The organism is Ignavibacterium sp., from assembly GCF_025998815.1.
Lineage (GTDB): Bacteria > Bacteroidota > Ignavibacteria > Ignavibacteriales > Ignavibacteriaceae > Ignavibacterium.
Window position 1 is genome coordinate 2,481,920 of record NZ_AP026678.1, and the last position, 14,902, is coordinate 2,496,821.

At 36.3% G+C, this 14,902-nt stretch carries 10 protein-coding genes; 2 read left to right on the forward strand and 8 right to left on the reverse strand.

The genetic code is table 11. From position 1 onward, the window contains the following. The first annotated feature begins 7 nt into the window (after positions 1 to 7). Together gyrB and gyrA are read left to right on the forward strand one after the other, a co-directional pair. Positions 8 to 2,005, forward strand: coding sequence for a DNA topoisomerase (ATP-hydrolyzing) subunit B (gyrB, locus tag Q0X14_RS10760; protein WP_297838182.1), 1,998 nt, complete (start codon positions 8 to 10; stop codon positions 2,003 to 2,005). Positions 2,006 to 2,034: 29 nt separating this feature from the next. Continuing rightward, positions 2,035 to 4,521, forward strand: a complete 2,487-nt coding sequence (gene gyrA / locus Q0X14_RS10765) for a DNA gyrase subunit A (RefSeq protein ID WP_297838185.1) — start codon at positions 2,035 to 2,037, stop codon at positions 4,519 to 4,521. Positions 4,522 to 4,683: 162 nt separating this feature from the next. On the opposite strand, the gene Q0X14_RS10770 is transcribed toward gyrA, so the two are convergent. From Q0X14_RS10770 to Q0X14_RS10805, 8 genes are all read right to left on the reverse strand, one after another. Beyond that, positions 4,684 to 5,568 (reverse strand): UbiA family prenyltransferase, encoded by an 885-nt coding sequence (locus Q0X14_RS10770; RefSeq protein WP_297838188.1) that lies wholly within the window; start codon positions 5,566 to 5,568, stop codon positions 4,684 to 4,686. After that, positions 5,565 to 6,638: a ribosome small subunit-dependent GTPase A gene (gene rsgA, locus Q0X14_RS10775; RefSeq protein ID WP_297838190.1), complete on the reverse strand. Its 1,074-nt coding sequence runs from the start codon at positions 6,636 to 6,638 to the stop codon at positions 5,565 to 5,567. The genes Q0X14_RS10770 and rsgA overlap by 4 nt, the downstream gene beginning before the upstream one ends. Positions 6,639 to 6,788: 150 nt before the next feature. Further along, entirely contained in the window at positions 6,789 to 7,232 is a 444-nt protein-coding gene (gene tnpA, locus Q0X14_RS10780) for an IS200/IS605 family transposase (protein WP_297838192.1), read from the reverse strand. A 182-nt stretch (positions 7,233 to 7,414) separates the two neighbouring features. Next, a complete protein-coding gene (locus Q0X14_RS10785) occupies positions 7,415 to 8,407 on the reverse strand; it encodes a c-type cytochrome (protein WP_297838195.1) in 993 nt (330 codons plus the stop codon). Positions 8,408 to 8,713: 306 nt separating this feature from the next. Continuing rightward, positions 8,714 to 11,329, reverse strand: a complete 2,616-nt coding sequence (gene clpB / locus Q0X14_RS10790; protein WP_297838198.1) for an ATP-dependent chaperone ClpB — start codon at positions 11,327 to 11,329, stop codon at positions 8,714 to 8,716. An 85-nt stretch (positions 11,330 to 11,414) separates the two neighbouring features. After that, positions 11,415 to 13,322, reverse strand: a complete 1,908-nt coding sequence (gene htpG / locus Q0X14_RS10795; RefSeq protein WP_297838201.1) for a molecular chaperone HtpG — start codon at positions 13,320 to 13,322, stop codon at positions 11,415 to 11,417. Positions 13,323 to 13,337: 15 nt separating this feature from the next. After that, positions 13,338 to 14,285: a J domain-containing protein gene (locus tag Q0X14_RS10800; RefSeq protein WP_297838203.1), complete on the reverse strand. Its 948-nt coding sequence runs from the start codon at positions 14,283 to 14,285 to the stop codon at positions 13,338 to 13,340. A 112-nt stretch (positions 14,286 to 14,397) separates the two neighbouring features. Next, positions 14,398 to 14,862, reverse strand: a complete 465-nt coding sequence (locus Q0X14_RS10805) for an Hsp20/alpha crystallin family protein (protein ID WP_014558885.1) — start codon at positions 14,860 to 14,862, stop codon at positions 14,398 to 14,400. Positions 14,863 to 14,902: the final 40 nt, after the last annotated feature.

Below are 14,902 nucleotides of genomic sequence, written 5' to 3' on the forward strand. Positions count from 1 at the left end.
TGAGAGTATGACAAAGAATAATAATTCGAATGAATACAGTGCTAAAAATATAAATGTTCTTAAGGGACTTGAAGCCGTAAGAAAACGTCCTGCAATGTACATCGGTGATGTTGGAACAAGAGGTTTACATCACCTTATCAACGAAGTGGTTGACAACAGTATTGACGAAGCACTTGCAGGATTTAACGATCGTGTTATCGTTACACTTCACAAAGATGGAAGCGTTTCTGTTGAAGACAGAGGAAGAGGAATTCCGGTTGACATACATCCTGTTGAAAAGAAATCAGCGCTTGAAGTTGTAATGACAGTGCTACACGCTGGTGGAAAATTTGATAAAAATTCTTATAAAGTTTCCGGTGGATTGCACGGCGTTGGTGTTTCGGTTGTTAATGCTTTATCTGAATGGATGAAAGTAGAAGTAAGAAGAGATAATAAAATTTATTTTCAGGAATACAGAAGAGGTGCTCCTGTTGAAAAAGTGAAAGAGATTGGTACTTATAAGGGTGAACAAACCGGAACAAAAATTACTTTTATGCCGGATAAAACAATTTTCAAAGTAACAAAATTTAATTTTGAAACAGTTGCAGAAAGATTACGCGAGCTTGCTTATCTGAATAAAGATGTAACTATGATTCTGAAAGACGAGAATGAAGGAACGGAAGAAACTTATAGATTTAAAGGCGGACTGATTGATTTTGTTAAGTATCTTGATGAACAACGCGAGCCGATTCATAAACCTATTTATATTGAAGGAGAAAAAGAAAACACTCCTGTTGAAATAGCATTTGAATACAGCAATTCATATTCTGAAAATGTTCATTCTTATGTTAACAACATTAACACAATAGAAGGCGGAACTCACCTGGTTGGTTTCAGAACGGCATTAACACGAACATTTAATAACTACGCTTACAAAAATGGTCTGATTAAAGAGAACAATAAAATAACTTTAACAGGAGATGATTTCAGAGAAGGACTTACTGCTGTTGTTTCTGTAAAAGTAATGGAACCGCAATTTGAAGGACAAACAAAAACAAAGCTTGGTAACAGCGAAGTTAAATCTGTTGTTGAAACAATTGTTGGTGAAAAACTTTCAGAATATCTTGAACAAAATCCTTCTGTTGCAAAAAAGATAATTGAAAAATCTCTTAAAGCTGCCGAAGCGAGAGAAGCAGCAAGAAAAGCACGCGAGCTTGTTAGAAGGAAAAACGCTCTCGACTCAATGCATCTGCCTGGCAAACTTGCCGATTGTTCAATCACCGATCCTGAGCATTGCGAAATCTATATTGTTGAAGGTGATTCTGCAGGTGGCTCTGCAAAGCAAGGAAGAGACAGAAGATTTCAGGCGATACTTCCAATTAAAGGAAAAATTCTGAATGTTGAAAAAGCCAAGTTGAATAAAATTCTTGAGAATCAGGAAATTCAGGCAATAGTTGCTGCAATTGGTGCTGGTATTGGTGAAGATTTTGACCCGACAAAATCCCGATACGGAAAAATCATACTTATGACCGATGCTGATGTTGATGGAAGCCATATCAGAACACTTCTTCTCACATTTTTCTATCGTCATATGAAAGAGCTAATTACTTCCGGAAGAGTTTACATCGCCCAACCACCTTTGTATAAAGTTAAAAAAGGAAAAGAAGAAGTATTTGCTTTTGATGACGAAGAACTTGATCAGATATTAAAGAGATTCAAAGCTGATGGTAAAGCAGCGAAAGCAAAATTAAAAGAAATTGAAACCGAAGGCGAACAAGTAATCGAAACAGACGAAGAAGGTCAGCCCAAAGGAGTTGTGATTACAAGATATAAAGGATTGGGAGAAATGAATCCGGAACAGCTTTGGTCAACAACAATGAATCCTGAAACAAGAACAATACTTCAGGTGAATCTTGAAAGTGCGGCAGCAGCAGATAAAATATTTGAAACCCTGATGGGTGATGCTGTTGAGCCAAGAAGAGAATTTATTGAAAAGCATGCAAAGTATGCTAACCTTGATATTTAATTAACTATTTCAAACACGATTGAATTAAAATGACAACAATATTTGAAAAAATTGTACCCGTTACTTTAGAAGAGGAAATGAAATCCTCTTACATTGATTATGCAATGAGCGTTATAGTTGCCCGTGCTTTACCGGATGTTCGTGATGGACTAAAACCAGTTCATCGTCGTGTTTTATTCGGAATGCATGAACTTGGACTTGCATACAACAGACCTTATAAAAAATCAGCAAGAATAGTTGGAGAAGTTCTCGGTAAATATCATCCCCACGGCGATAGCGCTGTTTATGATACAATGGTAAGAATGGTTCAGGATTTCTCTCTTCGTTATCCTTTGGTTGATGGACAGGGAAATTTCGGATCAATTGATGGCGATTCACCGGCAGCAATGAGATACACAGAAGCACGTCTCGCCAGAATTTCAGAAGAGATGCTGCGCGACCTTGATAAAAACACTGTTGATTTTGGTCCGAACTTCGATGACTCTCTTCAGGAGCCGCTTGTTCTTCCATCTTATTTACCAAATCTACTTGTAAATGGCTCAAGTGGAATTGCTGTAGGAATGGCCACAAACATTCCCCCTCATAATCTTAATGAAGTTATTGATGGATTGGTTGCGCTGATTGATAATCCAAAACTTACTTCTGCTGATTTGATGAAATATGTTAAAGCACCAGATTTTCCGACAGGGGGAATAATTTATGGTTATGAAGGAGTTAAGGAAGCTTACACAACTGGCAGAGGAAGAATTCTTCTTCGTGCAAAAGCAAATGTTGAAACATTAAAGAACGATAGAGAAAATATTATCATCACAGAAATTCCTTACCAGGTTAATAAATCTAATCTTATTGAGAAGATAGCGGAACTTGTTCGTGAAGGGAAGATTAATGACATATCAAATATCAGAGACGAGTCAGACAGAGATGGCTTAAGAATAGTAATTGAACTGAAACGTGATGCTCAACCAACTGTTGTGCTTAATCAACTTTACAAGCATACACAAATGCAGGTTACTTTCGGAGTAATAATGCTCGCTTTGGTTCATGGAGTTCCGAAAGTACTCACACTTCAGGAAATGATGCAGCACTTCCTCGATCACAGAATGGATGTGCTGATAAGAAGAACTAAATTTGAATTAGATGCTGCCGAAAAACGCGCTCACATTCTTGAAGGTTATATAATTGCCCTTGATAATATTGATGAAGTAATTGAAACGATTAAAAAATCCAAAGATGTTGAGACCGCTAAAAACAATTTGATGAAGCGATTCAGGTTAAGCGAGATTCAGGCAAAAGCAATACTTGATATGCGTCTCCAGCGTCTTACCGGACTTGAAAGAAAGAAGATAGAAGACGAATACAAAGAAACAATAAAGCTGATCGAAAAACTTCGCGGAATACTTGACAGCGAAAAGAAAAGAAAGCAAATCATTAAAGAAGAACTCATTGCATTAAAGGAAAGATACGGCGACGAAAGAAGAACAGATATAATCAAAGACTACAAAGAATTTTCGCTCGAAGATATAATTGCAGAAGAAGATGTTGTTGTAACCATTTCGCATCAGGGATTTATTAAACGCTTTCCTGTAAGTGGCTACAGAAAACAAGCAAGAGGTGGAAAAGGCGTAACAGGTGTTGGAACAAAAGAAGATGATTTTATTGAGCATATGTTCGTAGCATCCACTCATCAATATATTCTTTTCTTTACCGACAGAGGAAGATGCTATTGGTTAAAAGTTCATGAAATTCCAGAAGGTGGAAGAACAGCTCGTGGCAGGTCAATAGTAAATCTTCTTGAAAAAGATAAAGAAGAAAACATTACTGCATTTGTCGCAGTGAAAGAATTCCGCGACGATCAATATCTGATGATGGTTACTGAACAAGGAACAGTTAAAAAAACAGTTCTTTCGGCTTATGGAAATGTTCGTAAGGGTGGTATAAATGCAATCAATCTTGTTCCCGGTGATAAATTGATTGAAGTTAAAATGACCGACGGAAACAACGATATTGTTATCGGAACAAGAAACGGATTTGCAATTCGCTTCCACGAAAAAGATGTTCGTGATATGGGAAGAACAGCAACCGGTGTTCGCGGAATAAAATTAACCAAAGGCGATAAAGTTGTTGGACTGCTTGTGATTCGTCATCCGCAAACAAGCGTACTTGTTGTAACTGAAAAAGGTTATGGAAAACGTTCGGATATAAATGATTACAGAATTACAAAGCGTGGCGGAAAAGGAGTTATTACTGTTAAGACTACGGACAAAGTCGGAAAAATGATTGCGATGATGGAAGTTGTTGATAAAGATGAATTGGTAATAATATCAACACAAGGAATGGTTATCAGACAAAGCGTTAAAGATATTCGTGTGATGGGAAGAAACACTCAGGGCGTAAGAGTTATCCGATTAAATGAAGGAGACTCAATTGCTGATATCGCAAGAGTAATTCCGGAAGATGAAGATGTAAATGGTAATGGAAACGGAAATGGTAAAAGCAGCAATGGTGAGTTGGTTTAGTTGGAATTAAAAAAAAATAAGGCGAGTATCAACTCGCCTTTTTTGTTTTAAAAAGTTCTTTCGGAATATTTCTGAATATTGAAATACGAAGGTTACCTGTTTCTCCAGTTACGATACTTCCCTTCTGAATTCCATTAAGCGGATTGATTAATTATAAATCAATTAGATTCCAAACAATCTCATAACAATAAAAATAATTATTCCGAAAGTTGCGCCGAGATAAATCCATCGAATAAATTTTCTTCCTTCTTCATTTCGGGAATTCAAAAATCTTAGCGCAGAATAAACAATAGAAATGTCCATTATTCCGATGGGTATTAAATAAATTGTTTGAAACCAATTTAATAAGAATGGAATAATTGAAAGAATGACAACCAAAAAGAAAATAATAACACTTAATTTAATTGCAGCAGTTCTGCCATAAATAATTGCAAAGGATTTTGAACCAATAAGCTCATCGCCTTTTACATCCATTGCATCTGCTGCTATTTCTTCTCCCAGATCAATAAGTGCGGCAATCAATCCAAAGAATAAAACCATTTTATGAAAAGACAAATCAACGCTTGCACCACCATAAATGAAAGTCATTCCAACAGAAAAACTTACCATCAGGTTGCCTGGCAATCCGCTCTTCTTGAAAAAACGATTGTAAAGAAATCCTATTAGCGCCAGGATAATTGAAATTATAAATGTAGCAATACTAATAAAATAACTTAATGCAATTCCTATCAATAGCAGAATTAATGAGAAGAACAGAGCTTCATTTGGTGTAACAAGATTTGAAGGAATTGGACGATGTGGTGCATTTATTTTGTCCGTTTCAACATCGAAGTAATCATTCATTACCAGTATTGATGCAGAAATTAAAAACACAGACAAAAATCCAAATACAGTTACTGGAATTGAAGCAAACTGACCGAGTGCTAACAACTGTCCCATCACAACGCAAACTCCTGCAGAGAAAGGAAGTTCAAGGCGGATAAGTGTTAGCAGTCCTTTAATTTTGTTCAGATTAAATGGGCATGAATGATGTACTCGGAATCTCATCTCCCCTTCATCTTCTTTACATCTCTCATAGTTGAATGAAAGAACTTGCCGAACTTTTTATCCTTCTCTCTCTTTTCTATGTATGACATTTCATTGTATTGCGACTCTTTATAAATTTTTATGTAATTGTTGTATCTCTCTTGTGAAATATCTCCTTTATCCACGGCTTCCAGAACTGCACAGCCGGCTTCGACAGTGTGAGTGCAGTCTTTGTATTTACACTGATCTGACAGTTCATCAATTTCATTGAATGTATCACCAAGTCCCGACTCATTAGAAATTACTCCGAGTTCCCGCATTCCGGGATTATCAATTATTATTGCTCCGTTTTCAAGAATAATAAGTTCACGGCGGGTTGTTGTGTGCTTTCCCCTTCCGTCTTTTTCTCTTATCGGCTGTGTCTTGAAAAGATCTTGTTGAATTAAATTATTCAGCAAAGTGGTTTTACCAACACCGGATGAACCAAGAAGGCAATAAGTTTTAAATGGTTCAAAGAATGTTTTAATATTTTCGATATCGCTTGCGTTGTTATTGCTAAAAGTTGTAATGGTAACATCCGGAAGAATTTTACAGATGTCATTTTTCTTTTGATCAATTTCTTCTGCACTTATAAGATCGCTTTTACTTAAGAATACTGCTGGATTTATTTTGCCTTCGTTTATCATAACAAGGTAGCGTTCGAGTCTTCTCAAATTGAAATTTGAATCGAGCGATTGCATAATGATTGCAGTATCAATATTTGCGGCGATAAGTTGGTACTCAACTTTTTTGCCAGACGCTTTTCTTTTTAGTAACGATTTACGCGGAAGGATATCGTGAATAATTGCCAGTTCATCATCATCGAACAACTGCGCATAAACAAAATCACCAACAGCAGGTAAATCAAGCGAGTCCTCTGAATGATATAAAAACTTCCCTGTAAGCTCAGCATAAATATCTTTTTCACCGTTTGAAACAACAAAGCTGTTTTTATTTACGCTTATTACTCTTACAATTTTAAAATCAGTTTTTGATAAATCAATTCTTTCTTTAAACCAATTATCGAAGCCGAGATTTTGTAGGTTGTTCATTATTTTAAACCATCACTTGCATACAATAAATAATTCTCTCCATCAAACTTCCCAATTCTTTCTAAAGAAAAAAACAAGGAGGAAATAATTTTTAACCCACGACTTCAGTCGTGGGAACCAAACACAGAATTTTTTCATAAAGAAACCGATTCATCGGTTTTCTACACTCAAACCAAACTTCTCAGCAAACCGCCTGTATTCTTCTGCGTAACTAATCTTCTTGTGGTGCTCTTTCTGATTGGCTATATACTTTCTTACCTCATTGATCATCGACTCACTTACAGAAAAAGCCCCGTGGCCGGTTTGCCAGGCAAATTTAGCTTTCAAAAATTTACTTTGATTTATCCAGTGGGAAGAATTTCCTTTTATATTCTTTACAATTTCAGCAAGCGAATAATTTTGATTTTGTAAAAATGAAATGTGAATGTGGTCTGCAGTTCCGTTAATTATATCAACATTACAATCAAAATCTTTTTCAAGCAGATTTCTGATATGATTGTATAGTTGATTCTCAAAGGACTGATTTATTAGCGGAAATCTTTCTTTTGTTCCGAAAATCAGATGAATCCATATTTTAGTTAGTGAGTGTGGCATATTATTATGTAAAACGGTTGAAACCGTTGAAATGTAATTAGTATTTCATTTTATACCCACGGATAAATCCGTGGGTTACAATTTATACGTTAAAAGTTAACCAAAGCTAATAGCTTCTCTATTAAACTTCTCAATTCTTCCCAAAGAAAACAACGGTTTAAAACAATAAGCCGCAGATCAACTTATTCTGGATCTCCTTCCTGTACACCTGAAGGGGTTTGGGATTTTACCGGTTCTAATGTTTTTAAATATTTATAAATTGCAATCAGGTCACTTTCGTTCAGTCTGCTGAAAGCTCCCCAAGGCATCGGCGACCCCTGGATCATTCTCCCTGCCTGAAATCTTTTTACAAAAGCATCTTGAGTCCAAAAAGCAATTCTTCCGGTCCCTTTGTCAGGAGTTAGATTAGGACTTACAATATGTTTACCCGGAATTATTTTTCCGTTTTCATCAAGCACCTCAAATTGCATATTACCTGCATAATCTACCCCGATATATGAGCCATCTGTCATATCGCGTTTTGTATGACAGCCCCTGCAATTAGCAACACTACCTGCAAGGTACTTACCATATTCCGCTGTTGAATCAGGTTCGGGTGAAGGAGGAACGACTCCATCTCCCATTGGTTTTATCATCCCAAATGCTTTAATAATTTTTCCTAAAAAGCTCCACTCATTCTGCGGGACAGAATTATTAACCGCAGGCTCTGAACGTAAATAAGAAATTATTGCAGTTAGATCTTCATCACTTAAATCATAAAAAGGCATAAAGTCAAGAAGCGCATGTCCGTTTCGTTTTACTCCATATCTCAAAGTCCTTGCTAATTCTCCATCGGTATATGAACCAATTCCCGTGTTTTTATCTGATGTAATATTCGGAGAATAAATATTCCCTATTGGCAAAGCAAAAAGATAGCCTCCACTTAATGGCACCACTTCACCCGCTTCGACTCGTTTAAATTCATTTGCTGTTGAGTGGCAGTATGCACAATGTGCCGGACCGTAAACAAGATATTTACCTCTTGCAATTACAGAAGAATCTTTGCTGGCAGTAATTTCAGGATAAGGTGCATCGAATGTTGATTCGGGTCGGATAAGAGCATAAAGAATAAACAGAACAATGACCGATACCAAGGTTATAGTAAACCATTTCAGAATTTTAAAGAATTTTTTCATTCTGGTTGCCTCCTTAGAATGATAAATGATGAATGATGTTTTAATTAAGAAAAGAACTGAAGTAGCGGTTTCATTGCTAAAGTGATATTGTAAAATTTCAGCGCAAAAACTAAGAAGGCAGAAACTTATTTACAAATGCTTTAGCAAATGATTTTTTATAAACGAGGAATAAAATAAGCGGTTGACTGAATTTTCTGTTCAAACAAAATAGCGGTTAATGACAAAAAAAACCGCAGAAGATTTTCTCCTGCGGTTAAATAGTTTTTAGGAACAGCAATACGGTATCAGGAATCGAGACTCAAGTATCTACTTTGTAAACACTAGCCCAACTCTTTCAGCAACATCAACTTTTATTGTATCTCCATCAGTAAAATTACCGGCAAGCAGTTCCTGCGAGAGTGGATTTACAAGATATTTTTGTATTACTCTCTTTAATGGACGAGCGCCGTATGTTACATCATAACCAAGTTGTGCAAGCCAGTCTTTTGCTTCATCGGAAACATCAAGAATGATTTCTTTATCTTTTAACATTTTCTGAACTCGTTCAAGCTGCAGATCAACTATCTGTCTTATTTCAGATTTCAGCAATGGCTTGAAGAGAACAATCTCATCTATTCTGTTTAAGAATTCGGGACGTATTGTTTTTCTCAATAGATCAAAAAGTCTTTGTCTTAAATCACCCATAACATCATCAATTGTATCTTCTGTTACTGCATCAAGTCTATCCTGAATAATATGTGAACCAATGTTGGATGTCATTATGATAATTGTATTCTTAAAGTTAACAGTTCTGCCCTGATTATCAGTTAATCTTCCATCATCAAGCACCTGAAGCAGAACATTAAAAACATCGGGATGGGCTTTTTCAATTTCGTCAAGCAGTACTACCGAATAAGGCCTTCTGCGGACGGCTTCGGTTAACTGTCCGCCTTCTTCATAACCAACGTATCCGGGAGGAGCGCCAATCAATCTTGAAACAGAAAACTTTTCCATATACTCACTCATATCAATTCGTATCATCGCATGTTCATCGTCAAAAAGAAATTCTGCAAGTGCCCTTGCGAGTTCTGTTTTACCAACACCGGTAGTTCCAAGAAAGATAAAAGAGCCAATTGGTCTGTTGGCATCCTGCAGACCACTTCTTGCTCTTCTTATTGCATTTGCAACCGCAAATACAGCTTCCTCCTGTCCAACTACTCTCTTATGAAGCTCTTCTTCCAATCTGAGTAATTTACTTCTTTCACTTTCGAGCATTTTGCTGACAGGGATGCCTGTCCATTTGGAAACAATTTCGGCAATGTCTTCAGCATCAACCTCTTCCTTTAACATCTTTTTATCTTTTTGAATTTCAGCAAGCTTTTGAGTTTCCTCCCGCAATTTCTTTTCGAGTTCAACAATTCTTCCATATCTTATTTCAGCAACTTTACCAAAGTTTCCTTCTCGTTCATATCTTTCTGCTTCGAGTTTCAGATTTTCAATTTCACTTTTCATTGAGCGAATCTTTTGAATTTTTTCTTTCTCAAGTTCCCAATGCATTTTAAGTTGGTTTCGCTCTTCATTTAACTCAGCCAACTCCTGTTCTAGTTCATTTAGTCGTTTTGCAGAAGCTTCATCTTTCTCACGCTTTAATGCTTCTCTTTCAATTTCAAGTTGTTTGATTTTTCTTTCAAGTGTATCAAGCTCTTCCGGCATTGAATCAATTTCAATTCTCAGTTTTGAAGCCGCTTCATCAATTAAATCAATTGCTTTGTCAGGCAGAAATCTGTCGGTGATATATCTTACTGATAATTGAACCGCAGCCACAATTGCACCATCGGTAATGCGAACACCATGATGAACTTCGTATTTTTCTTTCAATCCTCTTAAGATTGAAATTGCATCTTCTTCTGATGGTTCGTCAACAAACACCGGTTGAAATCTTCTTTCGAGTGCAGGGTCTTTTTCAATATGCTTTCTGTATTCGTCCAGTGTTGTTGCGCCAATTGCGTGAAGTTCACCGCGCGCTAACGCCGGCTTAAGAATATTTGCTGCATCCATTGCACCCTGTGTTGCACCAGCACCAACAAGTGTATGAAGTTCATCTATAAATAAAATTATTTCTCCATTTGATTCCTGAACTTCTTTTATTACTGCTTTCAATCTTTCTTCAAATTGTCCGCGGAATTGTGTGCCGGCAATCAATGCCCCCATATCGAGAGCAACTATTCTTTTTGTTTTAAGATTTTCGGGAACATCTCCTGAAATTATTCTGTGAGCAATTCCTTCCGCAATTGCAGTTTTACCAACACCGGGTTCACCAATAAGCACGGGGTTGTTCTTGGTTCTTCTTGATAAAACCTGAAGCACTCGTCTGATTTCTTCATCTCTACCGATTACCGGATCGAGCTTTCCCTGCCGCGCGAGTTCATTTAAATCTCTTCCATATTTTTCCAGCGCCTGATAAGTATCTTCAGGGTTTTGAGAAGTAACTCTTTGAGTTCCCCTCACAGTTTTTAAAGCAGCAAGAACTTCATTATAAGTTATTCCATTATCTCTTAAGAGTTGACCGGCTTTGCCCGGATCATTTGCTAATGCAAGCAGAAGATGTTCTGTGGATACATATTCATCTTTAAGATTTTTTGCTTCGTCGGCTGCATTATCAAATAGCTTTGCCAATGCACCGGACATTTGTTGATTGCCCAAACCTGTTCCGCTAACCTTCGGAAGTTTTTCGAGCAATTCATTTACTTTAATTTTTATAGCGTTAAAGTTACCGCCAGTTTTTTTAATTATAGTTTCGGCAATATTTCCGCTTTCCTGAACTATAGCTGCAAGAATGTGTTCAGGTTCAACAATTTGGTTATTGTAATTTTGTGCAATCTCAATAGCACTCTGAACAATCTCCTGCGCTTTCACTGTCAGTCGGTTAAAATTAAATGCCATAGTTTCAATCTCCTTTCATTTTCGTGTCTTAATGAATTGGTGGCAGAAAGTTTTTCGCCACAAAGACTCAAAGACACAAAGTTATTTATTCAATTTTATTTTTATATAAATCACTAGCTTCGGTTAACATTTTATTTAGTCTGTTAACAAGCTTGTGAGGATCATCTAGATTTCCTTCAAGCAACAAAGCAGACTCATAGAGTTGCTCTGTTGTATCTTTAATAAACTCATCATCAGAATTCTTCTTGAATATTTCAAGAAGGTTTCGGATGAGTTTATGGTCTTTGTTTATTTCCAAAATTACTTCCTGGTTAGGAAGCTCAACTTCGGAGTTAGACATCCTCAGAATTTTCCTCATAGTAGAGGAAATAGAATCGTCAGCATTTACCAAGCACGAAGGACTATCTTTCAAACGCTTTGTCTCTTTTACTTCTTTTACACGGTCTCCCAAAATCTTCTTCATCTTATCAAGTAAACTGTCAAAATGTTTTTCATCATCTTTGGATAATGGTTCGGCTTGTTCTTTGCTTTCGGTTATATCTTCAAATTTTTCCAATGATTTTAAGTCAACAGTATCAACAGATTTAAATTCAAAATCTTTGTATTTTCTTATTGAAGTCACAACAAACTCATCAACAGGATCGTAGAGGTATAAAACTTCAAGTCCCTTTGATTTGAAAATCTCAAGATGTGGATTCAAATCGATTGCTTCCCTGCTTGAGCCCAATGCAAAATAAATTTCTTTCTGATCTTTCTTCATTCGGGAAACATAATCATCTAATGAAATAAGCTCTTTCTCATCTGTGCTGGCAGAAGAATTAAATCTCAACAACTGCTGGTATTTGTCAGCATTTGTAAAATCCATATAACCAAGCTTGAAAACTCTTCCGTGTTCCTTCCAGAAGTCGTTGTATCTTTCAGGATTCTCTTTCGCTAGCTTCAAAAGATGAGAAAGAACATTTGTCGTAACACTGTTTGCAATTTTTGTGAAGATTATATTTTCCTGAAGAGTTTCTCTTGAAATGTTAAGTGGTAGATCTTCAGAATCAACAACGCCTTTAACGAAGCTGAGATATTCCGGAAGTAAATCTTTGTTCTGATGTTGAATTAAAACTCTTCTTACATACAAATCAAGTCCATAATCATCTTTACTCCAACGCCAGAATTCGTAACTTCTTTTTGGTATGAACAGCAACGCATTGAATTGAATAGGAGCATCAACAGAAGTATGAATCACTTCAAGAGGATCTTCTGTATCGTGTGTCAAGAATTTATAAAACTCGTTGTATTGCTCTGGTTTGATGGAAGTTTTTGGTTCACGCCAAAGAGCAGCTATCGTATTTATTTTTTCATTCTTCAGATAAATTGGAAACGAGATGAAGTTAGAATGTCTTTTTATTATCCCCTCAAGTCTGTATTTATCAGCAAATTCTTTCGCATCATCCCTTAAGTGAATTTCAATGATCGTTCCTCTTTTTAATGGTTCAATCAATTCGGCAATTTCATAATCACCGCTTCCATCAGACTTCCACCAAACAGCAGCATCATCTTTTCTAAATGATTTTGATTTAATAACAACTTCTTTTGCAACCATAAATACTGAATAAAATCCAACACCAAATCTCCCGATTATATTGTTGGCAGCTTCTTTATTTTCAGAGAGCTGTTTCAAAAACTCCTCTGAACCGGATTTAGCAATCGTTCCAATATTCGTTATAAGCTCATCGTGAGTCATTCCAATTCCGGTATCAGAAATTGTTATAGTGTTCTTCTTCTCATCGAAATCAATTTTTATTTCTAATGGCAATTCTTTGTCTGCAACATCGGTTCCCTTTGTAATTTCAAATCTAACTTTATCAAGAGCATCAGAAGCATTTGAAATTAATTCGCGAAGAAAAATCTCTCTGCTTGTATAGAGCGAATGCACAAGAATATCCAAAAGCTTTTTTACTTCTGCTTTAAACTCATATTTTTTTGTTTGAACTTCAGCCATAATAACTCCTTTAAATTATTTTTTTCCTAAACTCTTTAATTTTCTAAATAATTGTTTTTCTTCTTCAGAAAGATTTTTGGGAACGGTTACATTAATTCTTACAAATAAATCTCCCCTTCCGTTTCCTTTCTGCATTCCAAGGTTTTTCAATCTCAGTATACTGCCGGAATCGGTTCCTTCCGGTATGTTGATGCTAATAGTTTTTCCATCCAGTGTTCTGATGTATTCTTTTCCTCCCAATACAGCTGTATAAAGGTCGATATCGAGATTATAGTATAAATCACTATCCTTTATTTCGTAAAAAGGATGTTGAAGTATATGAATGTTAAGGTATAAATCTCCCCTCTGAACATTCTGAGAGCGTGCTCTTCCAAGCCCTTTCAGTCTTAATTTCTGTCCGTCTTTAGTACCGGGGGCAATTTTTATCTTAACTTTTTTCCCATCTATTGTTAATATCCTTTCGCCGCCATTAAATGCTTCTTCGAGGGTAATATTTAAATCTGCTTCCAGATCAATTCCTCCCGGGGCGGTTTGTTGCTGATAATCAGAAGCAGTAAAGCCACCACTTTGTCTTCTTCCTCTTGAACCAAAGAATGATTCAAAAAAGTCAGAAAAACCACCTAAGTTACCAAACAAGTCGCCTAAATCACCTGAAAATGTATATGTTCTTCCCCCACCAGTTTGAGCACCGCCAAATTGCGAGAAAAAGTCATCAAAACCATGACCAGCGTGTTCATACTGTTTCCAATTAGCACCAAGTGCATCGTACTTTTTTCTTTTCTCAGGATCGCTAAGAACCTCATTGGCTTCGGTTATTTCTTTAAATTTTTCTTCTGCAGATTTATCACCCGGATTTCGATCAGGATGATATTTCATTGCAAGCTTGCGATAAGCTTTTTTAATCTCTTCCTGAGTTGCGTTTTTATCTACGCCTAAAATTTTGTAATAATCTTTGAATTCCATAAAATCACCTCAAATAAGCATTCAATCTTATGCTTATTTAATTTAAAAGAAAAGGGTAACCGTCCCAGTTACCCTTTCCCAAACTCTGGGCTCTAAGTAGAGACACTCAGAGTTATTTAACCTTAATCTCTATTTCTTTTGGTTTAGCTTCTTCAGCTTTTGGTATTGTGATGGTTAATAATCCATCCTTGAACTCAGCAGAGATTTTGTCTTCCTGAATTTGTTCTGGCAATGTGAAGGATCTGTAATATTTGCCATATGATTTTTCTATTCTGTGCCATTTAGCATCCTTGGTTTCGCTCTCCTGAACTCTTTCACCACTAATGCTAAGCTTACCATTAGCATAGTTGATCTTTACATCCTCTTTTTTGATTCCAGGAAGATCAACTTTCAATGTATATTTATCATTGTCTTCATAAATGTCGGTTAATGGCATCCAAACAGCATTCTCGTATTCTTCATCAATTTCTGGAGCTCTGGAAATTCCAAAACGGCTTTCTAAAGCATTGAACATTCTGTTAAACTCTCTTTCGAAGTTCAGAAGATCACGAACCGGATTGAATTTTACGAGTGTCATATTTATCAACCTCCTTTCGTTTTTAATTTTCAATTTCGCC

Excerpts from the sequence above, each read along its gene's own strand:
- gyrB (WP_297838182.1), top strand. The coding sequence starts at position 8 with ATGACAAAGAATAATAATTCGAATGAATACAGTGCTAAAAATATAAAT.
- gyrA (WP_297838185.1), top strand. The coding sequence starts at position 2,035 with ATGACAACAATATTTGAAAAAATTGTACCCGTTACTTTAGAAGAGGAA.
- Q0X14_RS10770 (WP_297838188.1), bottom strand. The coding sequence starts at position 5,568 with ATGAGATTCCGAGTACATCATTCATGCCCATTTAATCTGAACAAAATT.
- rsgA (WP_297838190.1), bottom strand. The coding sequence starts at position 6,638 with ATGAACAACCTACAAAATCTCGGCTTCGATAATTGGTTTAAAGAAAGA.
- tnpA (WP_297838192.1), bottom strand. The coding sequence starts at position 7,232 with ATGCCACACTCACTAACTAAAATATGGATTCATCTGATTTTCGGAACA.
- Q0X14_RS10785 (WP_297838195.1), bottom strand. The coding sequence starts at position 8,407 with ATGAAAAAATTCTTTAAAATTCTGAAATGGTTTACTATAACCTTGGTA.
- clpB (WP_297838198.1), bottom strand. The coding sequence starts at position 11,329 with ATGGCATTTAATTTTAACCGACTGACAGTGAAAGCGCAGGAGATTGTT.
- htpG (WP_297838201.1), bottom strand. The coding sequence starts at position 13,322 with ATGGCTGAAGTTCAAACAAAAAAATATGAGTTTAAAGCAGAAGTAAAA.
- Q0X14_RS10800 (WP_297838203.1), bottom strand. The coding sequence starts at position 14,285 with ATGGAATTCAAAGATTATTACAAAATTTTAGGCGTAGATAAAAACGCA.
- Q0X14_RS10805 (WP_014558885.1), bottom strand. The coding sequence starts at position 14,862 with ATGACACTCGTAAAATTCAATCCGGTTCGTGATCTTCTGAACTTCGAA.